The 23,845-nt window shown below is 73.0% G+C and carries 18 protein-coding genes and 1 riboswitch; of the genes, 3 read left to right on the top strand and 15 right to left on the bottom strand.

Annotation, left to right across the window (positions count from 1 at the left end; all coding sequences use genetic code 11):
* Positions 1–51: 51 nt before the first annotated feature.
* The 10 genes from eno to QC282_RS21345 all read right to left on the bottom strand — a co-directional run bounded on the left by eno (position 52) and on the right by QC282_RS21345 (position 10,868).
* The gene (gene eno, locus QC282_RS21300) at positions 52–1,332 is read right to left on the bottom strand and encodes a phosphopyruvate hydratase (protein ID WP_279551116.1); all 1,281 of its coding nucleotides are present in this window, start codon (positions 1,330–1,332) and stop codon (positions 52–54) included.
* Between the two features lie 353 nt (positions 1,333–1,685).
* The gene (locus QC282_RS21305) at positions 1,686–2,381 is read right to left on the bottom strand and encodes a transglycosylase family protein (protein WP_279551117.1); all 696 of its coding nucleotides are present in this window, start codon (positions 2,379–2,381) and stop codon (positions 1,686–1,688) included.
* 4 nt (positions 2,382–2,385) lie between these two features.
* Positions 2,386–2,558, bottom strand: a riboswitch (cyclic di-AMP (ydaO/yuaA leader).
* A 183-nt stretch (positions 2,559–2,741) separates the two neighbouring features.
* Positions 2,742–3,722: a transglycosylase family protein gene (locus QC282_RS21310; RefSeq protein ID WP_279551118.1), complete on the bottom strand. Its 981-nt coding sequence runs from the start codon at positions 3,720–3,722 to the stop codon at positions 2,742–2,744.
* A gap of 125 nt (positions 3,723–3,847) precedes the next feature.
* Positions 3,848–5,143, bottom strand: a complete 1,296-nt coding sequence (locus tag QC282_RS21315) for a cytochrome P450 (protein WP_279551119.1) — start codon at positions 5,141–5,143, stop codon at positions 3,848–3,850.
* Positions 5,144–5,168: 25 nt separating this feature from the next.
* The gene (locus QC282_RS21320) at positions 5,169–6,140 is read right to left on the bottom strand and encodes a nucleoside triphosphate pyrophosphohydrolase (protein WP_279551120.1); all 972 of its coding nucleotides are present in this window, start codon (positions 6,138–6,140) and stop codon (positions 5,169–5,171) included.
* Between the two features lie 70 nt (positions 6,141–6,210).
* Positions 6,211–6,855 (bottom strand): SurA N-terminal domain-containing protein, encoded by a 645-nt coding sequence (locus tag QC282_RS21325; RefSeq protein WP_279551121.1) that lies wholly within the window; start codon positions 6,853–6,855, stop codon positions 6,211–6,213.
* Positions 6,856–6,988: 133 nt separating this feature from the next.
* Positions 6,989–8,476 (bottom strand): serine/threonine-protein kinase, encoded by a 1,488-nt coding sequence (locus QC282_RS21330; RefSeq protein WP_279551138.1) that lies wholly within the window; start codon positions 8,474–8,476, stop codon positions 6,989–6,991.
* 38 nt (positions 8,477–8,514) lie between these two features.
* On the bottom strand, positions 8,515–9,129 hold the full coding sequence (locus QC282_RS21335; protein WP_279551122.1) for a hypothetical protein: 615 nt from the start codon (positions 9,127–9,129) through the stop codon (positions 8,515–8,517).
* A gap of 180 nt (positions 9,130–9,309) precedes the next feature.
* Positions 9,310–10,053: an N-acetyltransferase gene (locus tag QC282_RS21340; RefSeq protein WP_279551139.1), complete on the bottom strand. Its 744-nt coding sequence runs from the start codon at positions 10,051–10,053 to the stop codon at positions 9,310–9,312.
* 98 nt (positions 10,054–10,151) lie between these two features.
* Entirely contained in the window at positions 10,152–10,868 is a 717-nt protein-coding gene (locus tag QC282_RS21345; protein ID WP_279551123.1) for an HNH endonuclease family protein, read from the bottom strand.
* 159 nt (positions 10,869–11,027) lie between these two features.
* Here QC282_RS21345 and QC282_RS21350 point away from each other — a divergent pair, with 159 nt between their 5' ends.
* Positions 11,028–11,210 (top strand): Rv0909 family putative TA system antitoxin, encoded by a 183-nt coding sequence (locus tag QC282_RS21350; protein WP_279551124.1) that lies wholly within the window; start codon positions 11,028–11,030, stop codon positions 11,208–11,210.
* Between the two features lie 128 nt (positions 11,211–11,338).
* Here the strand turns inward: QC282_RS21350 and mfd are convergent, their stop codons facing one another.
* The 3 genes from mfd to QC282_RS21365 all read right to left on the bottom strand — a co-directional run bounded on the left by mfd (position 11,339) and on the right by QC282_RS21365 (position 18,943).
* Positions 11,339–14,875, bottom strand: coding sequence for a transcription-repair coupling factor (gene mfd, locus QC282_RS21355; RefSeq protein ID WP_279551125.1), 3,537 nt, complete (start codon positions 14,873–14,875; stop codon positions 11,339–11,341).
* Positions 14,876–15,578: 703 nt separating this feature from the next.
* A complete protein-coding gene (locus QC282_RS21360; RefSeq protein WP_279551126.1) occupies positions 15,579–18,158 on the bottom strand; it encodes an ABC transporter permease in 2,580 nt (859 codons plus the stop codon).
* Positions 18,155–18,943 carry an ABC transporter ATP-binding protein gene (locus tag QC282_RS21365; RefSeq protein ID WP_279551127.1) on the bottom strand — a complete coding sequence of 263 codons (789 nt, stop codon included), beginning with the start codon at positions 18,941–18,943 and terminating at the stop codon, positions 18,155–18,157. The genes QC282_RS21360 and QC282_RS21365 overlap by 4 nt, the downstream gene beginning before the upstream one ends.
* 483 nt (positions 18,944–19,426) lie before the next feature.
* Between QC282_RS21365 and QC282_RS21370 the strand changes: the two genes are divergently transcribed.
* Positions 19,427–20,923 carry an MFS transporter gene (locus QC282_RS21370; protein ID WP_279551128.1) on the top strand — a complete coding sequence of 499 codons (1,497 nt, stop codon included), beginning with the start codon at positions 19,427–19,429 and terminating at the stop codon, positions 20,921–20,923.
* 20 nt (positions 20,924–20,943) lie between these two features.
* On the top strand, positions 20,944–21,438 hold the full coding sequence (locus QC282_RS21375; RefSeq protein WP_279551129.1) for a GNAT family N-acetyltransferase: 495 nt from the start codon (positions 20,944–20,946) through the stop codon (positions 21,436–21,438).
* Positions 21,439–21,781: 343 nt separating this feature from the next.
* Here the strand turns inward: QC282_RS21375 and QC282_RS21380 are convergent, their stop codons facing one another.
* Together QC282_RS21380 and QC282_RS21385 are read right to left on the bottom strand one after the other, a co-directional pair.
* A complete protein-coding gene (locus QC282_RS21380; protein WP_279551130.1) occupies positions 21,782–22,264 on the bottom strand; it encodes a hypothetical protein in 483 nt (160 codons plus the stop codon).
* 319 nt (positions 22,265–22,583) lie between these two features.
* The coding region (locus QC282_RS21385) for an SUKH-4 family immunity protein (protein WP_279551131.1) at positions 22,584–23,845 on the bottom strand (1,262 nt) is incomplete at its 5' end.

Here is a 23,845-nt window from a genome sequence, read left to right on the forward strand (position 1 = left end):
CGGGACCGAGTACGGGGACGTACGTACGACGCTTCCTACGAAGCCGCGGGCTCAGCCCTTGAAGCGCGGGAAGGCGCTGCGGCCGGCGTATACCGCGGCGTCGTCGAGGATCTCCTCGATGCGCAGCAGCTGGTTGTACTTGGCGACGCGCTCGGAGCGGGCCGGGGCGCCGGTCTTGATCTGGCCGCAGTTGGTGGCGACGGCCAGGTCGGCGATCGTGACGTCCTCGGTCTCGCCGGAGCGGTGGGACATCATGCACTTGAAGCCGTTGCGCTGGGCCAGCTCGACGGCGTCCAGGGTCTCGGTCAGCGAACCGATCTGGTTGACCTTGACGAGCAGCGCGTTGGCGGCGCCCTCCTCGATGCCGCGGGCCAGGCGCTCGGGGTTGGTGACGAACAGGTCGTCGCCGACGAGCTGGACCTTGTCGCCGAGCTTCTCGGTGATGGTCTGCCAGCCGGCCCAGTCGTCCTCGAACAGCGGGTCCTCGATGGAGACGAGCGGGTACGCCTCGACGAGCTCGGCGTAGTACTCGGTCATCTCGGCGGCGGAGCGCTCCTTGCCCTCGAAGACGTAGGAGCCGTCCTTGTAGAACTCGGACGCGGCGACGTCGAGCGCCAGGGCGATCTGGGAGCCGGGGGTGTAGCCGGCCTCCTTGATCGCTTCGAGGATGAGGTCGAGGGCCTCGCGGTTGGAGCCGAGGTTCGGGGCGAAGCCGCCCTCGTCGCCGAGGCCGGTGGCCAGGCCCTTGCTCTTCAGCACCTTCTTGAGCGTGTGGTAGACCTCGGTGCCCCAGCGCAGCGCCTCGGAGAAGGACTCCGCGCCGATCGGGGCGATCATGAACTCCTGGATGTCCACGTTGGAGTCGGCGTGCGAGCCGCCGTTCAGGATGTTCATCATCGGCACCGGCAGCAGGTGCGCGTTCGGGCCGCCGAGGTAGCGGAACAGCGGCAGGTCGCTGGCCTCGGAGGCGGCGTGCGCGACGGCGAGCGAGACGCCGAGGATGGCGTTGGCGCCGAGGGAGCCCTTGTTGTCGGTGGCGTCCAGGTCGAACATCGCCTGGTCGATCAGGCGCTGCTCGGTGGCGTCGTAGCCGACCAGCTCCGGGCCGATCTGCTCGATGACGGCCAGGACGGCCTTCTCGACGCCCTTGCCCTGGTAGCGGTTCGGGTCGCCGTCGCGGAGCTCGATGGCCTCGAAGGCGCCGGTGGAGGCGCCGGACGGGACGGCGGCACGACCCGTGCTGCCGTCGTCGAGGCCGACCTCGACCTCGACCGTGGGGTTGCCTCGGGAGTCCAGGATTTCCCGGGCTACGACGACGTCGATGGACGGCACGAGCATCTCCTTCTTGGGATGTGACGCTGGAAGTGCGGGGCACGTGGGCCTTGGCGGCCCTGGTGTGCCTTGCGACTAGAGCCTAACCGTCCCGGGGCCGTCGGCCAGCCGACCGACCGTCCCGTGGACAGACAGACGGTACCCATTGTTCACCGCCGGAACAAAGGGGGTGGCGGATGAAGAGTGGGGAAAGAGGCGGGGACGCGCGGCCTCCGGGACGCAATGACCCCGCCCCGGTGCGCACGGGGGATGACGCACCGGGGCGGGGAGCCCGTGGGGACGGGGGCGGCCTCACGCGGCCTTCACCGAAGGACACGTGCGTGAGGGCGCCGGGGTTCAGCGGGAACCGCGGCTCACTTCAGGTGCAGCTGCTGACCCGGGTAGATGAGGTCGGCTTCCTCGACGATGTCCTTGTTCAGCTCGAACAGCTTCGCCCAGCCGCCCTTGACGTCGTGCTCCTCGGCGATGGAGCTGAGGGTGTCGCCCTTGACGACCTTGTACTCGCCGTCGCCCTTCTTGACCTTCTTGCCGGTCGGCGTGGTGACGGTCTTCTTCGCGGCCGGACGCTCCTGCGAGCGGGACGCGGACTGCTGCTCGGCGGAGCGGTCGGTGGTGGCGGTGTCGCCGCCCGCGCTCTGGCCGGAGCCGGAGTCCGACGCGGAGCCGCCGTCGTACGCGGCGTTCGACAGGCCGGTGCCGCAGACCGGCCAGGCGCCCTTGCCCTGGCCCGCGAGCACCTTCTCGGCGATCTCGATCTGCTGCGCCTTGGTGGCCTGGTCGGCGGTGGAGGCGTACTGCGTGCCGCCGTAGCCGGCCCAGGTGGAGGCGGAGAACTGCAGGCCGCCGTAGTAACCGTTGCCGGTGTTGATGGACCAGTTGCCGCCGGACTCGCACTGGGCGACGGCGTCCCACTCGGAGGCGGTGGCGGCGGAGGCGGTGCCGGACGCCATCAGCGGGGCGGCGACGGCGGCGCCGGTGACACCGGCGATGGCGATGGCGCGAGTGGCCTTGGACGGGCGACGGTGCTTGCCCTTGCCGGAAAACAGCATGGTTGGATCCCCTCACCGACGCCTGCGAGGTGAGCTGTCGGGTTCGGGCCGGTTGAGTTGCCCGGCCGCACGGCACCTCGCGGTGCGTACGGCTTCACCCCAAGCCGGTTCCAGCTCAACTGCTGGGCCCGGCACTTACCTTGGTTCCCCCGCTCCTGCCTACGGCGCTTGACGCGACGGTTGTTCCCGGGCCGCCACTGGCAGGATTCGGCGTTGCGGCGGCCGGGGCCCGCGATGGCGAGCGGTCCTGACCGTAGACACGCGCTCCACCGAATTTCAAAGACGATCAGGGCTTCTGAGACCTATCTCTCACCGCTTTGAAATCGGACATTCCACGGCGAACCATGACGTGAACTCCCGCTACTTTTCGACCGATTCGCCCTGCACCGCAAGCTTCTGACCGGGCAGGATCAGGTCCGGGTCGCCGCCGATCGCTTCCTCGTTCGCGGCGTAGAGCTCGCGCCACCCGCCGCGCAGGTCGAGGGAGTCGGCGATGGCCCACAGGCTGTCTCCGGCGCGGACGGTGTAGGTGCCGTCGCCGGCGTCACGGGCTGCCGCCGAGTCGCGCGAGGCGTGGCGGCCGGAGGAGCCGTCCTCGCGGCCGTCTCCGGCACCCTCCGGGGCGCTGGGGCCGCGGTGGCGGCCGGTGCCGGTCCCGCCGGTCTCCGCGCCCCCCGAAAGGCCGTCGCCCTGCCCGGACTTGTCCGGTTCGTCCTGCTGGGTGGAGCCGGCGGATTCACTGGGAGCGGGGCTCGCGTCGGAGTCGCCGGACGCGCCGGAATCGCCGGATTCATCCGTGGAGTCCGAAGAGTCGGTGGCCGTCTCGTCGGGCGAGGACGAGGGGGGCGGCGAGGACGCTTCCGGCGTGCTCGACTCGCCGGACCCGTCCAAGGAGCCGGACAAACCGGAGGAATCCGAGGTGTCGGGCGACTCGGACACGCCCGTGTCCACTCCGGCGTCACCGGAGTCGTCGTCGAGACCGGCGAGCAGTCCGCAGGTCGGCCAGGCGCTCGCACCCTTCTCGGCGAGGATGCGCTCGGCGACGGCTATCTGCTGCGAGCGGCTCGCCCGGTCGGCGCTGGACGCGAAGTCGAGACCGCCGTAGGCCTCCCAGTCCTCCTGGGTCAACTGCAGCCCGCCGTAGTAGCCGTTGCCGGTGTTCTGGCTCCAGGAGCCCCCGGTCTCGCACTCGGCGACCTGGTCCCATGCGGTGCCGTCGGCCGCGCCGGCACTGGTGGCGCCCAGCAGCGGGATGGCGATGGCGGAGCCGGTCACTCCGGCCGCGACAAGGAGTGCCGGAGCCTGGCGGGGGCGACGGTGACGACCGTTCCCGGAGAGCATGCGGGGGCCTTTCGCGAGACAGCAGTGAACGGCGCGGCGAGTGGGACTCGGCGCCACGCTGATCCGTGAACGTATAGGCATACGATCAGCTGTCACAAGTTTATGCCGCGCGGATCACGTGAAGATCACAGACCTGATGGTGTGTCAGCTTTACTCTGCGCAGTGAACTCGACCGGGAGCGTGCGCAGTCCGCGCATGATGAGACCGCCCCGCCACCTCAACTCCGCCGGATCCGCGGCCAGTCGGAGGTCGGGCAGCCGGGTGAGGAGCGTGGCCAGCGCGGTCTGCCCCTCCAGACGGGCGAGCGGGGCGCCGAGGCAGTAGTGGATGCCGTGCCCGTATCCGAGGTGCTGGTTGTCCTTGCGGCCGAGGTCGAGGACGTCCGGGTCGGCGAACCGCTCCGGGTCCCGGTCCGCGGCGGCCAGCACGACGAGGACGGGGTCGCCGGGCGCGATGTCCCGGCCGCCGATGGTGAGCGGCTCGGTGGCGAACCGCCAGGTCGCCAGCTCCACCGGGCCGTCGAAGCGCAGGAGTTCCTCCACGCCGGTGGCGAGCAGGTCGCGTTCGCCCGCGGCCAGGGAGTCCTGCAGCCGGGCGCGCTGCTCGGGGTGGGTCAGCAGGGCGTAGGTGCCGTTGCCGATGAGGTTGACGGTGGTCTCGAAACCGGCGAACAGCAGGATGAACGCCATCGCCGCGGCCTCGTTCTCGGTGAGGTGCTCGCCGTGGTCGGAGGCGCGGATCAGGCCGGAGATGAGGTCCTCGCCGGGGGCCGGTTCGGCGGGCAGGGCGGCGCGCTTGCGGTGGATGAGGTCGGCGAGATAGCCGCGCATCTTCTTCACCGACCGGGCGACCCCGCCGCGCGGCCCGCCCCCGTGCCGGATCATCATGCCCGCCCAGTCGCGGAAGTCGTCCTGGTCCTCGCGCGGGACGCCGAGCAGGTCGCAGATGGCGTAGATGGGGAGCGGGAAGGCGAACTCGTGGATGAGGTCGGCCGAGCCCTCGCGGGCGAAGCGGTCGATGAGCCGGTCGGTGAGCTCCTGCACGCGGGGGGCGAACTCGGCGACCCGGCGGGGCGTGAACGCCTTGCTGACCAGCCGGCGCAGCCTGGTGTGGTCCGGCGGGTCGATGTTGAGCAGATGGGTCATCAGCTCGGCCTTGCGCTCCCCGGGGATGCCGGTCTTGCCCCTGGCGTGCGCGGGTTCGTCGTGGTGCGCCGGGTTCTTGGACAGGCGCTGGTCGGCGAGGGCCGCCTTGGCGTCGGCGTAGCGGGTGACCAGCCAGGCCTCCACGCCGCTCGGCAGCCGGGTGCGGTGCACGGGGGCGTGCTCGCGCAGCCAGGCGTAGGCGGGGTAGGGGTCGGTGGCGAACTCCCAGGTGAAGAGTTCGGGGCCGGTGGGGCGGGGGTCAGGCTGATTGGTCACGTGCTCGACCGTATCCGGGCGCGCGTCAGGACGTTTCCGTCTCCCGGATCGCGTCCCGGTAGGCCCGCGCCGCCGCTCTCAGGGCGGCCTCCGGGTCCACGCCCCGGGACTCGGCCTCGACGGCCATGGCGAGCAGGTCGTAGCCGATGCCGTCCCCTCGGGGCAGCTCCACGTCCAGTCCCGCCGTGCGGACCCGGGAGGCGAGCTTGGCCGCCAGGGCCAGGCCCGGCTGGCCGAGGGGGACGCCGTCGGTGACCGAGGCGCGCCGCTTCTCCACCGCCTTGGTGCGCAGCCAGTGCTCCTTGACCTCCTCGGGCGTGGTCGCCGTCGCGTCGCCGAAGACATGCGGGTGGCGGTGGACGAGCTTGGCGACGATCGTGCCCGCGACGTCGTCGATGGAGAACGGCGCGTCCTGGTCCTCCTCGGCGATGCGGGCGTGGAAGACGACCTGGAGCAGGACGTCGCCCAGTTCCTCGCGCAGTTCGTCGCGGTCGCCGTCCTCGATCGCCTCGACCAGCTCGTACGCCTCCTCGATGCCGTACTTCGCCAGGCCCTTGTGGGTCTGCCGGGAGGACCAGGGGCACTCGGCGCGGATGCGGTCCATGACCTGGACGAGGTCGAGCAGGCGGGCGCCGGGCAGGTCGTAGGAGGCGGGCAGCAGCTCCAGCTCCGGCATCCGCACCCGGCCCGAGCCCGCGAGGCGCGCCAGACCGTCCGTGAGGGCCGGCTCGCCCTCGCCGGTCGCCACGACGACCACCGTGCGCCCGCCGGCGCAGGCGTCGACCAGCTCCTCGGCGGTAGGGGACGCCGCCTCGACCGCTGTGCCCGCCTCCCGCAGATACGGCAGCTGCGGATGCGCGCCGTCCGCGCACAGCACGCGGTCGGCGTCGCGCAGCGCCTGCCAGGCGGGCCAGGACAGCAGGCCGGGGGCGACGCGGTGGCTGGTGGTGAGCAGGACGACACGGCCGGGGGCGGCCTCGGGGCTGGTTGCGTTCACCATCCGAAACTAACCCACGGCGCCGACGGCACCGTGAGTTGTCCACAGGCCGCCGGAGCCGGGGACCGCGTCACGTCGTCTGCTGCTGCGAACCCGTCGTCACGTCCCGCACCCACGGCGTCTTCGCGTCGACGCGGCCGCTCTTGTCGACGTCCCAGGTGCCGTAGCGCGGGTTGAGGTCGATGTTGAGCTTCTCGGAGGCCGCGGACAGGGCCTTCCAGAACTCGGGGCGCGTGGTGTCCGTGCCGAGCTGCCGGGCGAGCTTCTGGGCCTCCAGCTGGAGCCGCAGGTTCTCGTCGAGCCGCTCGGGGGCGATGCCGTACTGCTGCAGCCAGGCCGTCTCCAGCCCCTTCGCGCCGCCGGCCTGCTGCTCCAGGCCGGCCCGCATCTGCTGGATCTCCTTGCGGGTGACGGTCACGCCCGCGTCCCGCGCGGCGCGGTGCAGCACCCGGTCCAGGACCATGTTGTGCAGGGTGTCGCGGGTGAGGGCGCCGGTGCGGGAGACGGCCTGCTCGTACTGCGCCTCGTCCTGTACGGCGGCCCGCTGCGCCGCGCGCACCTCGTTGACCCGGTTCTCCAGCTGCGCGACGGTGATCCGCTGGCCGCCGACCACGGCCGCCGCGCCAGGGTGCGCGTCGTTGCCGCAGGCGGTGATCAACGGGGCCGCGGCGATCGCGGCGGTGAGGAGGAGCGCGGAGCGACGGCGGCGGTGCAAGGAAACCTCCCGAGGAGATTGTGCGACGGTGCACAAAGTCTTGCGGTGATCGATGTTAGGCAGTGGCCCAGCTTTGGCCAACCCATTCGACCAACGATTCGCTGCCAGTTCCGGCACCGCCGCCCGGCGCGTGTCAGCCGTGCACCTGTCCCAGCCACTGAAGCGTCCGCCGGACCTCCACCGCGACGGGGTGCGCGGGGCCCTGGGCGCGCTCCACGTCGTGCAGCAGCCGGGCCAGCGTGTCGTGGGCGGCGGCGCGGTCGCCGAGCGCGAGGAGCAGCAGGCCGATGCGGCGGCGGACGTCGTGGGCGAGGGCGGGATCGCCGGCGGCGACGTACTGGTTCTCGTAGTACGGCAGCAGCGACCGGTACTCGGCGAGGGCCGCCGCCGGTTCACCGAGCGCCTCAAGGCACTGGGCGCAGTCGTAGCGGAACCGCAGGGACTGCGGGTCGGCGTGACCCGCCTCGGCGGCCCGCTCGTCGGCGAGGCGGCGCAGCTCGGGCAGGGCGCGCCGGTACTGGCCGTCGTCCATGAGGGTGGCCGCGTACTGCTTGCGCAGGGTACGGACGACCGGGGAGTGCTCGCCGTGCTGCTGGGCGGCGGCCGGCAGGATCGCGCCGAGGATGTCGACGGCCTGCGTGATGCGGCCCTCGCCGAGCAGCTGCTTGACCTCGTCCACGGCGGCGGCGACGTCGGCCCGGCCGGCGGCGGGCGCGGCCGGGGCGGGCTGCGGCGCGGGCGTGCGGGCCCGGTCCGGCCAGGGGGCGTGCGGGCGCAGGAACGGGCGTGTGGGGTCGAGGGGTGCCCCGCTGGGGGTGCCGCGCGCGGGCAGCAGCGGGACCAGGGCCTCGTAGACCTCCTGCGCGGACGCGGGGCGGTGCTGCGGGTCCTTGGCGAGCAGGCGCAGGACGAGCGCTTCGAGTGCCTCGGGCACCTCGGGGCGCAGGCGGCGCACCGGCAGCGGCGGCTCGTACAGGTGCCGGTGCAGGACGCCGAGCGCCGTCGAGCCGGCGAACGGCACGTCCCCGCTGAGCAGTTCGTGCAGTACCACGCCGAGCGCGTACAGGTCCGTGTAGGGGCCGACCGCGCCGCCCATCGCCTGCTCCGGGGACATGTAGGCGGGCGAGCCGATGGGGGTGCCGGTGTGGGTGAGGCGGGTGGTGTCGGTGTCCATGACGGAGGCGACGCCGAGGTCGAGGACGGTGACCGTGCCGTCCTGCTTCACCATCACGTTCCGCGGTTTGAGGTCGCGGTGGACGATCGGCACGGCGTGCACGGCGCTCAGTACGGCGCACAGCTGCGCGGCGACCGCGACCGCCCACTGCCAGGGGTACGGGCCGTGTTCGGCGAGGTGGTCGGAGAGGTCGGCGCCGTCGACGTACTGCATGACGAGGAACAGCTCCTCGCCGTGGCTGCCCGCGTCGTGCACCGTGACCAGGCCCGGGTGGTCGACCTGCGCGGTGACCCGGCACTCGCGCAGGAAGCGGCGGCGCAGTTCGCCGGCCTCCTGCCCGGCGACCTTGTCGGGGCGCAGCAGCTTCACCGCGACGCGCCGGTCGAGGCGCTGGTCGTAGGCCGTCCAGACCTGGCCCATGCCGCCCTGGCCGATGAGCGCGGACAGTTCGTAGCGGTCGGCGACGACGCGTCCCGCCGCCCCGGTCACCTGCCGTCCTGCTGGGTGCCGTCCTGCCGGCGCAGGTAGTCGCTGAGTTCGTCGAGTTCGGCGCGGACCTGGTCGATGCGGGCGGGCCCCGGCGGCGGCCCGGCCGGCGGCGGTACGGGCGGCGCGTGCGACGCGGGCGGCCGCGCCGGAGGCATCGGCGCCGGGGTGGCCGGGGAGTGCGGGGAGTGCGGCACGGGCGTCGGCGCGTACGGCGGGACGGCCTGCTGGTAGCCGTACCCGGAGTGCACGGTCGGCGCCCGGGACGGCAGGTAACCGGCGCCGCGCCGCAGCTCGTTGTGGAAGCGGATGTCGACGGTGAGGAACCAGGCGCTGCTCGCGGCGCCGATGAGCAGGACCGCGGCCAGGGCGACGTCCGCGCGGCGGTCGCCCTCCGGCAGGGCGCCGACCACCATGAAGCAGGCGATGCACACGGGCAGGCTCAGCCACGCCGCCGCCCAGTGGAACCAGCGCCCGCGCAGCAGCGCGACCCGGAACAGCGGCACGCACGCGAACACCCCGCAGGTGAGGACACCGGCGGCGGCGAACAGCACGCGCAGGGTGATGACCGTTGCCGCGCTGCGGGTGGGCGGCGCCGCGCCATGGCCGTACATGATGCTCCTGGACCGGGGTGAGAGCCGTCGGGGACGAACGCGAGTTGACCGTGCTCGGTCGGATGTCCGAGCGTATAGCCCGACGAGCGTGGCCGGTCCCGGGTTGTACCGAACCGTTGCACTGCTGGTCACTTCACCGCGCCCGGTCCTGCACCGTGCGCCCCGGTGGCCGGGAATCGCCTACAGCGGGTGCCGCATCCACACGTTGGGCTCGACGTACACCGCGTAGCCGCGTTCCGGTTCGCAGCGCACCGGCACCAGGGCGCCGGGCACCTCGATGTCGCCCGCGGTGTCGAAGGGCAGGCCGGTCCAGCGGCGCCAGTCCGCCAGGGAGGCCGCGACCGTCATGGACGCCGGGGCCACGGAGTCGAGGGTGGCGCCGGCCCGGGCGTGGACGCGCAGCCACGGGTCCTGCGGCAGGCCGTCGGGGCGCACCCGGCGGGCGTACTCCTCGACGGGCGTGTGCGGTTCGAGGTGCTTGGCGCTGGGCCGCACCGGCGCGACGACCTCACCGAAGCCGAGCGCGCGGGCGTTGTCGCGCATCGCCCGGATCATCAGGGCGGACAGTCCCTTGCCCTGGGCGTCCGGCGTCACGGACACGGAGACGGCGCTGACGGTGTCCGGACGCACGCCGCGCCGCAGGTCGGAGAACGCCCACAGCAGCATCTCGTCCCAGCCGCGGGCGGGCAGTTCGCCGCGTCCCTCGCGGGCGAGGCTGAACGGCACGGAGAACGCGTTGGCGACGACCCGGCCGTGCTCGTCCTCGGCGAACAGCACGTACTCGGGGAGTTCGGCCGCGATGCGCAGGAAGTGGTAGGTGCCCACCAGGTCCTCGATCACGAACCGCGGCCAGCTGTCCGCCATCCCGAGGACCTTGTCCCGCATGTCCGGCCGGTCGGCGAGGCGCGCCGTCTTCACTTCCACACCCGTGTCCATGCGCGTCACGGTAGGCGCGGGGCAGCGGCCCGCAAACCGGTTTTCGGCGCGGCGGCGCCCGCTCCCGCCCGCCCGGCGCCGCCGTGTCAGTCGGCGCGGAAGCGCGGCGGCGCCTTGGTCGGGTTGCCGCCCGACGGCAGCCGCTGCTCGGGGCAGCGGGACAGCACCCGCTTCATCGCGGCCTTCTCGGCAGCGGTCACCCACAGCCCGTACTTCTTCTTCACGGCGACCTGGGCGGCCACGTAGGTGCACCGGTAGGCCTTGTTGGGCGGCAGCCAGGACGCGGTGTCGCCGTCGCCCTTGGAGCGGTTGGTGCCCGCGTCGACGGCGAGGAGGTTGAGCGGGTCGTTCGCGAAGGCGATGCGCTTGCCGTCGTCCCATCCCCGGGCGCCCTTCTGCCAGGCGTCCGACAGGGCCACGATGTGGTCGACGTCCACCTGGCTGCGTCCCCGCGCGAACGTGACGTCCCGGCCGGTGTACGGGTCCGGGTCCAGCGTGCCGGCCGTCACCTTGCAGCGGCCGTCGCCGAACCGCACGTCCTCCAGGTCGCGTCTGAGTATGTCGTCGCGGGTGCCGCAGTCGTTGGAGTCGGTGTCGGCCCACGGGGAACCGAACCGGTCCCGGTCGTAACCGGTCCTGAGCGCCCGCCCCTTCACGGTCAGCGACTCGGCGGCGGCGAGGGCCGGGCCGCCGCGGCCCGCCGTGTCCTGCGGCCCCGACGCTCCCGTGGTCCCGTCCGTGCAGCCCGCCACGGCGAACACCGTCACGACGGCGACGACCGCCCTCCCACCCCGCAGACGCATCCGGCGCGCCCCTCCCTGTGCCGTCCGGAACCGCCCGGGTACGGACGGTCGTGCCCCACCGTAGCGAGCGAGAGGTCCAGACCACACCCCCACTAAATGGGCATGCGTGACAACCCGGGCGTATCGTCGGAAGCAAGTCGCCTCCGGGAGGAGTTCTGGATGGGTATCTTCGACCGCTTCAAGAGTCAGGCGCAGGACAAGGCCAAGAAGCAGTCCGACGCCGCGGAACAGAAGACGAACGAGAGGACCGGCGGGAAGTACGAGCAGCAGCTGGACGACGCCCAGCAGCGGCTGGAGGACAGGGGCGGGATGCGCCGCGAACGACCGCCCGAGGAGCCGTAGCACGCGCCGGACACCACTGAACCTTTCCGCCACACCGCCGTCCGCGGGTGCTGACGCCCCGCGGACGGCTTCGTGCGCCAGGCCGCGGGACCTGCCGCTGCCCAGCGGCCTGGCGCGCCGTCCCGGGGCTACGACCCCAGCACGGACGTGAGGAACTCGCCCGTCCAGGCCAGCAGGTCGCGGCCGACGAGCGGCTTGCCGCCGACCTTCGCGGTCTTCGGGCGCGGCACCAGCACCTGGCGCACCGACGGCTTGATCACCGTGCCCGGGTACAGCCGCTTGAGGCGCAGTTCCTGCGACTCGCGCAACTCCACCGGCGCGAACCGGATGTTGGTGCCCTGCAGGACGATCTCGCCGACGCCGCACGCGCGGGCCAGCATGCGCAGCCCCGCCACCAGCAGCAGGTTCTCCACCGGCTCCGGCAACTTGCCGTAGCGGTCGACGAGTTCCTCCCGTACCGCCTTGATGTCCTCCTCCTTGTTGGCGGAGGCGATGGCACGGTAGGCCTGCAGGCGCAGCCGCTCGCCCGGCGCGTAGTCGTGCGGGACGTGCGCGTCGACCGGCAGCTCGATCTTGACCTCCAGCGGCGGCTCCTCCTGGATCTCGCCGGTCTCCAGCTGCCGCCGGTAGTCCGCGACGGCCTCGCCGACCATGCGGACGTACAGGTCGAAGCCGACGCCCGCGATGTGGCCGGACTGCTCGCCGCCGAGGAGGTTTCCGGCGCCCCGGATCTCCAGGTCCTTCATCGCCACGTACATGCCGGCGCCCATCTCCGTGTGCTGGGCGATGGTCGCCAGCCGCTCGTGGGCCGTCTCCGTCAGCGGCTTCTCCGGCGGGTACAGGAAGTACGCGTAACCGCGCTCGCGGCCACGTCCGACACGGCCGCGCAGCTGGTGCAACTGGGACAGGCCGAAGGTGTCGCCGCGCTCCACGATCAGCGTGTTCGCGTTGGAGATGTCGATGCCGGACTCCACGATCGTCGTGGAGACCAGCACGTCGAACTTCTTCTCCCAGAAGTCCACGACGACCTGCTCCAGCGCCGACTCCGACATCTGGCCGTGGGCGGTGGCGATGCGCGCCTCGGGCACGATGTCCCGCAGCCGGGCCGCCGCGCGGTCGATCGACTCGACACGGTTGTGGATGTAGAAGACCTGGCCCTCGCGCAGCAGCTCACGGCGGATGGCCGCGCCGATCTGCCGCTCCTCGTACGGGCCGACGAAGGTGAGCACCGGGTGCCGCTCCTCCGGCGGAGTCGTGATCGTCGACATCTCCCGGATGCCGGTCACGGCCATCTCCAGGGTGCGCGGGATGGGCGTCGCCGACATGGTCAGCACGTCGACGTTGGCGCGGAGCTTCTTCAGCTGCTCCTTGTGCTCGACGCCGAAGCGCTGCTCCTCGTCGACGACGACCAGGCCGAGGTCCTTGAACTTGGTCTCCGAGGAGAACAGCCGGTGCGTGCCGATGACGACGTCCACCGAGCCCTCCCGCAGGCCCTCCAGGACCGCCTTGGCCTCGGTGTCCGTCTGGAAGCGGGACAGCGCCTTCACCGTCACGGGGAACTGCGCGTACCGCTCGCTGAACGTCCCGAAGTGCTGCTGCACCAGCAGCGTGGTCGGCACCAGCACCGCCACCTGCTTGCCGTCCTGGACGGCCTTGAAGGCGGCCCGGACCGCGATCTCCGTCTTGCCGTAGCCGACGTCGCCGCAGATCAGGCGGTCCATGGGGACGGACTTCTCCATGTCCTCCTTGACCTCGGCGATGGTGGTCAGCTGGTCCGGCGTCTCCGCGTACGGGAAGGCGTCCTCCAGCTCGCGCTGCCAGGGGGTGTCCGGCGCGAAGGTGTGGCCGGGGGCGGCCATGCGGGCGCTGTAGAGCTTGATGAGATCGGCGGCGATCTCCTTGACTGCCTTCTTCGCGCGGGCCTTCGTCTTCGTCCAGTCGGCGCCGCCCAGCCGGTGCAGCGTGGGGGCCTCGCCGCCGACGTACTTGGTGATCTGCTCCAGCTGGTCGGTGGGGATGTAGAGCCGGTCGCCGGGCTGGCCCCGCTTGGCGGGCGCGTACTCCACGACCAGGTACTCGCGCGTGGCGCCCTGCACGGTGCGCTGCACCATCTCGATGTAGCGGCCCACGCCGTGCTGCTCGTGGACGATGTGGTCGCCGGGCTCCAGGGTGAGCGGGTCGATCGTCTTGCGGCGCCGCGCGGGCATGCGGGCGCCGTCCCGCCCGGCGGCCTTCTGGCCGGACAGGTCGGTCTCGGTCAGGACGGCGAGCTTCAGCGCCGGATCGACGAAGCCGTAGTCGATGGAGCCGCAGGCCACGTGCACGACGGACGGCGTCAGGGTCGTCAGGTCGGCGGCCTGACGGGCCGCGATGCCCTCGCCGCCGAGCACCTCGACCGTGCGGGCGGCCGGGCCGTGCGCCTCGGTGACGTAGACCGTGCGCCAGCCGTCGGCCAGCCAGCCCTTGGTGTCGGCGAGCGCCTTCGCCGTGTCGCCCCGGTAGGTGTCCGGCGCGCGCATGCCCAGCTTCAGCGTGTCGGCCTCTTCGAGGGCGTCGTCCGCGGCGAACGGCGACACCGACCACCACATCATGTCCAGCTCGCGGGCCCGGTCGCGGACGTCCGCCAGGGACCACAGGGAGGCCGCGCCGACGTCGATGGGCGCCTCACCGCCGCCTGCCGTCGCGGCCCAGGACGCCTGGAGGAACTCCTGGCTGGTGGCGACCAGGTCCGAAGCCCGCGTGCGCACCCGCTCCGGATCGCACACGACGGCCATGGCGCCCTTGGGCAGCACGTCGAGCAGCAGCTCCATGTCGTCCACGAGGACCGGGGCGAGGGACTCCATGCCCTCGACGGCGATGCCCTCGGCGATCTTGCCGAGCAGCTCGCCCAGCTCGGGGTGGGCCTCGGCGAGGGCACGCGCACGCGTACGGACGTCCTCGGTGAGCAGCAGCTCGCGGCACGGCGGCGCCCACAGGCCGTGCTCGGCGACCTCCAGGGAGCGCTGGTCGGCGACCTTGAAGTAGCGGATCTCCTCCACGTCGTCGCCCCAGAACTCGACGCGCAGGGGGTGCTCCTCGGTGGGCGGGAACACGTCCAGGATGCCGCCGCGTACGGCGAACTCGCCGCGCTTCTCCACGAGCTCCACGCGCGCGTACGCGGCGGCCGCGAGGGCCTCCACCACGGCGTTCAGGTCGGCGGTCCGGCCCTGGCGCAGGGCGACCGGAACGAGGTCGCCGAGGCCCTTGACCTGCGGCTGCAGCACGGAACGGACAGGCGCGACGACCACGGAGACGGGGCCGGTGCCGGGGTCGGCGGGGTCGGGGTGGGCGAGGCGCCTGAGGACGGCGAGGCGGCGGCCGACGGTGTCGCTGCGCGGGCTGAGGCGCTCGTGCGGGAGCGTCTCCCAGGAGGGGTACTCGACGACGCCCTCGGACGGCAGCAGGGAGCGCAGCGCCGCGGCCAGGTCCTCGGCCTCGCGGCCGGTGGCCGTCACGGCGAGCACGGGTCGGCCGGACTCGCGGGCCAGGGCGGCCACGGCGAAGGGGCGGGCCGCCGGGGGGCCGACCAGGTCGACGTGTGTACGGGTGCCGTCGGAGGCCGCGCCGATCGCTTCCGCGAGGGCGGGGTCCTTGACGACTGCGTCGAGCAGACCGTGCAGGCTCATTGAAGGGGGCTTTCCGTCCGGGTCGGCAACACGAAGAGCCCGACGCGCGCTGCGGGCCGGGGGTCTCCAGCGTACGACGCCGGCGCGGCGGGCGCCGGGGGTGTGGACATCGCCGGGGGCGGCGACCGTGACCGGCGTCGCGGTGACCGCGGGGTGGGTCGCGCGGCCCGGCGCCACCGGCTCGCCGCCCGGCTGCACCGCCGCTCAGCTGTCCGGCGTTGCCCGGTCGCCCGGCGTTGCGCTGACCGCACGGGGTCGCGCAGCCCGGCACCATCGGGTTGCCGCCCGCGCCCACCCGTGCCGCCCCAGCGGCACGACTGCCCGCGGCTAGCGGCGTGCCGCCACCGCAGCCGCCCGCGCGGGATGGGCGGGACGGGATGGGATGGGCCACCGGGCCGCAGTCGCGTACGGCGGGAAGGGGACGTGTCGGGGGGTGTCCGCCCGCAGCGGTTGGCGCGTCAACACCCCGCACTTCGCAAGCAACCGATTCCGCTCCGTTCCGAGGACGGACACCCCCGGGCGCGGCCCCGACCCACCCACCGAACCGACAGCGCAACGCACGCCACCCACCCCCCCCCCCCACGCCCCCGCCGGCCACCCCCCCCACCCCCCCCGGCACGGCGCGGCGCCGGGAGTCCCCGCGGACCCCCGGCGCCGTTTCCCCCGCAACCCCCGTGTGCGGTGGTCTGCGCAACCCGCGGAGCTACTCCGTCGCGATGGCGTTCAGGACGTTCATCCGCCCCGCTCTGAACGCCGGCACCAGCGCCGCGAACAGCCCCACGAGCGCCGAGGCCAGGAAGACGCCGATGATCGTCGGCCACGGGATCTCCAGCACCGTCAGCCCTTCGAGGGCGAGCAGCTGCTGGGCCGTCGCACCCCAGCCCATGCCCAGCCCCAGGCCGAGCAGCGCGCCGAAGAGGGCGATGACCACGGACTCCATGCGGATCATCCGGCGCAGCTGGCGCCGCGACAGACCGATCGCCCGCATCAGTCCGATCTCCCGGGTGCGCTCCACCACCGACAGCGCGAGGGTGTTCACGACTCCGAGGATCGCGACGATGATCGCCAGGGCCAGCAGACCGTAGATCATGTTCAGCAGCTGGCCGATCTGGTCCTTCAGGGCTTCCTTGTAGTCGGTCTGGTCACGGACGGTGTACTGCGGATAGTCGTGCAGGGCCGACTTCAGCGACTTGTAGGCCGCCGCCTCCTGGCCGTCCTTCGCCGAGGCGAACAGCAGCATGTCGAGCGGCATCTTCTCCGCCGGCACGTACTTGGCCAGCGTGTCGATGGACGTGTACATCGCGCCCGCGTCGATGACGACGTCGCTGCTGGTGATCGCCCGGACCGTCAGACGCCCGGTGGAGCCGTCCCGGAACGCGACCTCGACCGTCGAGCCGAGCCGGATCCCGTGGTCCTCGGCGAACTTCTCGTGGACGGACATCGAGTCGGGCCGGTAGGCGTCCGTGAGCTTGCCGGCGACGGTCCCGGTGCGCACGTCGGTGGCGTAGGACGGGTCGGCCGCCGTGATCGCGGTGTCCTTGAGCGTCTTGCCGTCGGGCGTGGTGAAGTCGGCCTCGGTCCACTTGTACTCGGTGATCCGCTCAAGCCCGGGCGCCGCCTTCGCGGCCCGTACCGCCTCCGGCGTGAGCAGCTGCCCGGTGTCGGACTGGACGATGAAGTCCGTGCCGACGGTCTTGTCGAGCTGGTCGGTCGCCGAGGCCACCATGGAGGAGCCGACGACGGACAGGCAGGCGACCAGCGCGAGGCCGATCATCAGGGCCGCGCCGGTGGCGCCGGTGCGCCGCGGGTTGCGCAGGGCGTTGCGCTCGGCCATGCGGCCGACGGGGCCGAAGGCCCGCAGCAGGACCGCGCCGAGGACGCGGACCACGCCGCCCGCGAGGAGCGGCCCGATGACGACGAAGCCGATCAGGGTCAGCACGATGCCGAGGCCGAGCCACATCGACCCCTCGGAGGCCTTGTCGGCCCGCGCGGTCAGGTAGAGCGCGCCGGCGCCGCCGGCGGTGAGGACGGTGCCGATCACACCCCGCACCCAGCCGGCCCGGGCGTCCGCGGGGGCGCCCGCGTCGCGCAGCGCCGCCATCGGCGAGATCCGCCCGGCGCGCCGCGCGGGCAGGTACGCGGCGAGGACGGTGACGACCACGCCGAGGACGAGGCCGACGACGGGGGTGGTCCAGGCGATGGTCAGATCGTCGGTGGACAGTTCCATGCCCATCCCGCCCATGAGCTTCATCAGCCCGATCGCGAGCCCGACGCCCGCGCCGACGCCGAGCAGCGAGCCGACCAGGCCGAGCAGCAGCGCCTCGGCCAGCACCGACCGGTTGACCTGCTTGCGGCTGGAGCCGATGGCGCGCATCAGGCCGATCTCGCGGGTGCGCTGGGCGACCAGCATCGAGAAGGTGTTGATGATCAGGAAGATGCCGACGAGGAAGGCGATCCCGGCGAAGCCGAGCATCGCGTACTTCATGACGCTCATGAAGCCCTCGACGTCCTTCTGGTTGGCGTCCGCGGTCTCCTTCGCGGTCTGCACCTTGTACTCGCCGCCGAGCGCGGCCGTCACGTTCTCCTTCAGCCGCGCGTCGCTGACTCCGGCCGCGGCGGTGACGTTGACGTTGGTGTAGACGTCCGATTGGCCGACGAGGGCCTGCTGGGCGGTCGCGGTGTCGAGGTAGAAGATCGCGGCGCCGGGGTTGGTGACGGTGAAGTCGGCGAGGCCGGAGATCTTCGCGGTGTGTGTGCCGACGGCGGTGATCACGCCGATCTCGTCGCCGAGCCTCAGGTCGTGCTTGTCGGCGGTGTCGGCGTCGACCATCACCTGGTCGGGTCCCTTGGGCGCCGCTCCGGACGTGATGTCCATGGTGCGGGCCTCGTTGCTGTTCCAGCTGCCGACGATGGTGGGCGCGCCGCCGGTGGGCGACAGGCTGTCCTTGTCGGCGTCGACGACGGTCACCGAGGTCGAGAAGACGGTTCCCTCGGCCGACTTGACGCCGTCGGCGGTGCGCACCTTGTCGAGGACGGCGGCCGGCATCACGGGCGGCCGGCCGTTGTCGGAGGTGGTCTCGCCGGTGTCGGAGGAGCCCTTGGCGCTCACCGTCACGTCGGAGGAGGTGGCGGCGAAGAGTTTGTCGAAGGTGGTGGACATCGTGTCCGTGAAGACGAGGGTCCCGCTGACGAAGGCCACCGACAGCAGCACGGCGATCGCCGACAGCGCCATCCGGCCCTTGTGCGCGAGGAAGTTGCGCATGGAGGTCTTCAGCACGGTCATGACGTGCGCCCCCGGGCGTCGAAGTCCTTCATGCGGTCCAGGACCTGCTCGGCGGTCGGCCGGTTCATCTCGTCGACGATGCGGCCGTCGGCGAGGTACAGCACACGGTCGGCGTACGAGGCGGCGACCGGGTCGTGGGTGACCATGACGATGGTCTGGCCCAGGTCGTCCACGGAGCGGCGCAGGAAGCCCAGCACCTCGGCGCCGGCGCGGGAGTCGAGGTTGCCGGTCGGCTCGTCGCCGAAGATGATCTCCGGCCGGGCGGCCAGGGCCCGCGCGACCGCGACCCGCTGCTGCTGGCCGCCGGACAGCTGGGTGGGCCGGTGCCTGAGCCGGTCGGCGAGGCCGACGGTCTGCACGACGCGGTCCAGCCACTCCTTGTCGGGCTTGCGGCCGGCGATGTCCATGGGCAGCGTGATGTTCTCGATCGCGTTGAGCGTCGGCAGCAGGTTGAACGCCTGGAAGATGAACCCGACGCGGTCGCGGCGCAGTTGGGTGAGCTTCTTGTCCTTCAGGCCGGTGATCTCGGTCTCGTCCAGGTAGATGTGCCCGGACGTCACGGTGTCGAGCCCGGCGAGGCAGTGCATCAGCGTGGACTTGCCGGAGCCCGACGGGCCCATGATCGCGGTGAACTGCCCGCGGGCGATGTCCACGTCGACGTGGTCGAGGGCGACGACCCGGGTCTCCCCGGCCCCGTACGCCTTGACGACCTGCCGCGCTCGCGCGGCAACGGCCGTACGCCCTCCAGTACCCCCGTGCCTGGGAATGGTTACAGCCGATGTCACGGTAAGTCTCCTATGTCGGTCATTGATTGCGTCGCGTGTGCTGCCCCGACATCACGTCGGTCGGTCGGTGGTGCGGGTGCTGACGTGGTCGAGTCTGGCCCGCCGGGGGCCCGCGGCGCGCTGGTGCCCGGCCCCGTTCCGTGCGGGGGAAAACCCCACCCCCGAAGGTGCGGTCCGTACGACCGGCCCCCCGCTCCCAGGCGGTGTAAAGCCAGGTTAAGGACGGCCGGTGTGCCGTCTCGTCCTCCAGCGGTACGAACCCTCCCCGAGCCGTAGTACGGAGGTACCCCTAGGGGCTGTCCCCCGGCGGGTGGAGCCGGTCTCGGGGTCGGTCCGCCCTCCGGTGCAGTCACTGTCCGCCCTGCCGTCGCGTGAGGATCAAGTGGGAAGCTGTCACGGAGCAGTTGGGTGCAAGGGGCAGGCACACGGTCGGCAGACCGTGGACGGGCCGCGGCGGCGGGCCCGGAGAGGGAGGGGACTCGGGTGGGCGGCACCAGACCCGCGACACAGGGCACCGCACGCGGCACCGGACCTGACCGGCGGGGCGCGGTCGTCGCGGCCCTGATGCTCGCGATGGCGCTGGCGGCGCTGGACTCCACGATCGTGTCCACGGCCGTCCCGCAGATCGTCGGTGACCTCGGCGGGTTCTCGGTGTTCTCGTGGCTGTTCTCCGGCTATCTGCTGGCGGTGACGGTCACGCTGCCCGTGTACGGCAAGCTGTCCGACACCTTCGGCCGCAAGCCGGTGCTCGTGGCCGGCGCGGTCCTGTTCCTGCTGGGTTCGCTGCTGTGCGCGCTCGCCTGGAACATGTGGGCGCTGATCGCGTTCCGCGTCGTGCAGGGCCTGGGCGGCGGTGCGCTGCAGGGCACGGTGCAGACCCTGGCCGCCGACCTGTATCCCCTCAAGGACCGCCCGAAGATCCAGGCGAAGCTGTCCACGGTGTGGGCGGTGTCCGCGGTGGCGGGCCCGGGAGTCGGCGGGGTCCTCGCGGCGTACGCGGACTGGCGGTGGATCTTCCTCGTCAACCTGCCGATCGGCGCCGCCGCCCTGTGGCTGATCGTCCGTCACCTCCACGAACCGGCGCGGGACGCCCCGGCCGTCCGTCCCCGCGTCGACTGGGCGGGCGCGCTGGCGGTGTTCGCGTGCGGAGGGGTGCTGCTCACGGCGCTGGTGCAGGGCGGGGTGGCCTGGCCGTGGCTGTCGACGCCGTCCCTCTCCCTGCTGGGGGCGGGAGTCGCGCTGCTGGTGGCGGTGGTGCTGATCGAACGGCGCGCGGCGGAGCCGATCATCCCGGGCTGGGTGTGGCGGCGGCGCACCATCGCCGCCGTCAACCTGGCGCTGGGCGCGCTCGGTCTGCTGATGGTGGCGCCGACCGTGTTCCTGCCCACCTACGCCCAGTCGGTCCTCGGCCTGGCGCCCGTGGCCGCCGGATTCGTGCTGTCCGTATGGACGTTGAGCTGGCCGGTGGCGGCGGCCCTGAGCCAGCACGTGTACCGCAGGATCGGCTTCCGCAACACGGCGATGCTCGGCATCGGTACGGCCACGCTGGTCCTGGCCGCGTTCCCGCTGCTCCCCTACCCGGGCCGGCCCTGGCAGCCGGCGGCGCTGATGCTGCTGCTGGGCGCGGCGCTCGGACTGTTCCAACTCCCGCTGATCGTGGGCGTGCAGTCGACGGTGGGCTGGGCGGAGCGGGGCACGGCGACCGCGTCGGTGCTGTTCTGCCGGCAGACCGGCCAGACCGTCGGCGCCGTCGTCTTCGGCGCGATAGCCAACGGTGTGCTCGCGGCCCGGCTCGGCGGCGCGGGCGACCTCGAATCGGTCACCCGCGCCCTGGACGCCGGCACCGCGCCGGAGGCCACCCGGCACGCCATCGCCGACGCGGTGCACGCCGTGTACCTGGGGGCGGCAGGGGCCGCGGCCTTGGCGTTCCTCGTGCTGGTGCTGCTGGCGCCGCGGGAATTCCCGGTGCTGAAGGACTGAAGGTCCGTACGCTGCGGCTCATGGTGACCCTGCGACGGCTGCACGCCGACCACGCCGAGGCCGTGCTGGCCTTCGAACGGGACAACCGGGCGTACTTCGCGCGCACGGTGCCGGACCGCGGTGACGCCTACTTCACGGCGGAGGGCTTCGCCGCCCGGCACGCGGCGCTGCTGGCCGAACAGGCGGCGGGCACCTGCCACTTCCACGTCGTGCTGGACGCGGCGGGCGAGCTGATCGGCCGCGTGAACCTGGTGGACGTGGCGGACGGATCGGCCGAACTCGGCTACCGCGTGGGGCAGCGGGCGGCCGGGCGCGGGGTGGCGACGGCGGCGGTCGCCGAGATGTGCCGGACGGCGGCGGCGTCGTACGGCCTCGTCGCGCTCACCGCCGTCACCACGCTGGACAATCCGGCGTCCAGGGCGGTCCTCGCCCGCAACGGCTTCACGGCCGTCGAGCACCTCACCGTCGGCGGCCGCCCCGGCGTGCGCTACCGGCGCGAACGCCTCACCGCCTGACGGCACCGCCCGCGAGAGAGGCCCGGGGCCGCCTGGTGGCGTGAAAGCACGGCCCGACCGACCGGTGCCCATGCGGGGCGCGTCGACCGCGCCGCGTCCCTCATGAACGCCGAGCACCACCGATGACGACCCATCAACGCGCCCCGCGCCCCGCATGGACGCCGGAGCACCACCGATGACGCCCCATCGGCCGCACCGCACGCCGCGTGGACGCCGGAGCACCACCGATGACGCCCCATCGGCCGCACCGCACGCCGCGTGGACGCCGGAGCACCACCGATGACGACCCGTCGGCCGCACCGCACGCCGCGTGGGCGCCGTGGCGGCGGCCGGTGTCGGCCCGTCACTCCGGCGCCGTCTGCCCCGTCAGCGCGGCCAGGCTGCTGTGCACGCGGTCCAGCTCGGCCCGTACCCGGTCCCAGCGCTCCCCGTGCTCGCGCAGCATCCGTTCCGTCTCCCGCGCGATGTGCTCCTGGCGGGCCCGCGCCCCGGCGAGGATCTCCTCGGCCCGCTCCCGCGCCGCCTCCTGGGCGCGGGCCGCGGAGGCCTCCTCGTCGGCGAGGGCCTGCCGCGCCTCGGCCAGCGTCCGCTCGGCACGGGCCAGCGACTGCGCGCCGAGCGTCTCGAACGCGTCCAGCCGCTCGGCCTCCTCCCGCTCGGCCTCCGCCCCCATCTCCCTGGCGAGCACGGTCAGCCGGGCGGCCCGCTCCCACGCCGCGTCCCGCTCGTGGGAGAGGACCGCGGCGTACGCGTCGACCTGCGCGGGACGGTAACCGCGGCGCCGCACGGTCAGGAAGCCGTACGAGGACACCGGTGCGCTGCTCATCCTGGCACTCCTGGAGCGAGCCCGAAAAGGAGACGATTTCGCGCATATCCTGATGGATCAGGCCGAGCAACCCATGACACGACACTCCGCGCAGGAGCCGCCCGCGAAAGAACCGGGCCCGTCCCCGTCATCGGGAACGGACCCGGTACACCCCACCCGGCCGGCGGACGCGGCAGCGTCAGACGCGGGACACGGCAGCCCGGTCAGCGGGCCAGCGGGCCAGCGGGCCAGCGGGCCAACCGGTCAGCGGACCAGCGATATCACCGCAGCCCGCCCCGCCCGGCCGGTCAGCGGACCAGCCGGTCCGCCGGTCCGCCGGTCACAGCAACCCGTCCCACATCTGCTCCAGCAGCACCGACCACCAGCTCTCCGGCGACCCCAGCGCCGCCGGGTCCAGCGCGGCCAGCTGGGCCTGGAAGTCGACGGTCCAGCGGCCCGCCTGCTCCTGGTTCAGACCGAACCGCAGCCGCCACATCCGGCCCAGCAGCGCCAGGCACCGCGCCAGCTCCGGCAGACCGGTGTTCACGAACTGCGGCGGCACCGGCGCACCGCCCGGCCCGGCCTCCACCGGCACCGCGACGATGTTCGCCGTGCCGTACTGCACACACAGCGCCCTGCCGAAGTCGCTGCCCACCACCAGGTACGAGCCCGCGTCCGGGGCCGGCTGCACACCGCGCTCCGCCGCCAGCTCCGCCAGCGTCGGCACCGGTCGACCCGGCTGGGCCTGCGCCCAGAAGAACGGGCCCAGGTCCATCGGCAGGCCCGCCACCACCAGGGTCTGCGCCACCACCGGCGGCACGCCCTGCCGGGACACCGCGGCCTGCTCGAACCGGAACACACCCGGCCCGAACGCCGCCGCCAGCTCCTGCGCGATCGCCTCCGGCGGAACGGGCGGCGCCGGCTGCACCGGCGGCAGCGGGACACGCACCGGCGCCGGACGTGCCGGACCGTCCGCGACCTGGTGCAACTCGCCCTGGTGGGCGAGGAGTTGCCGCATGCCCTGCTGCCGGCTCGCGTGATCCGTGCCGTACGGCGCGATCGACGTGATGCGGGCCTGCGGCCACTGCTCCCGGATCATCCGCGCGCAGTACGCGCCCGGCAGCTCGCAGGACTCCAGCTCCGTGTGCAGTTCCAGCACCTGGTCCGGCGGCACGTTCATGGCGCGCAGCTCGTGGAAGATCTGCCACTCCGGGTGCGGCGTGCCCGGCGCAGAACGCCGGATCAGCTGCTGCTCGGACCCGTCCTGCGCGCGGTAGCGCAGCACGGCCTGGTAACCGGGCCCCACGAGGGGCTGGCCCTGCTGCGGATAGCCGTACGCCGGAGGCTGACCGGGAGGCGGCACCGCGCCGGGCGGCATCGGCGCGCCGCCGGGCATGCCGGGGACGCCGGGCGGCTGCGGCGGGCCGGGGACACCCGGTGCCGCGGGCGGCGGGGGCGGCATGCCGGGGCCGCCCACCGGCGGCGCGGCCAGCATCGTCTCGGCGTGGTGGACGGCACCGTGCGCGCCGCCCGCCGAGCCGTGCGCGCCCGGCGGGGACGGCGGCGGGGGCGTGTTGCCCGACCGCGCGCCCGGCGCACCCG

Source organism: Streptomyces sp. DH24 (assembly GCF_029813775.1).
Lineage (GTDB): Bacteria > Actinomycetota > Actinomycetes > Streptomycetales > Streptomycetaceae > Streptomyces.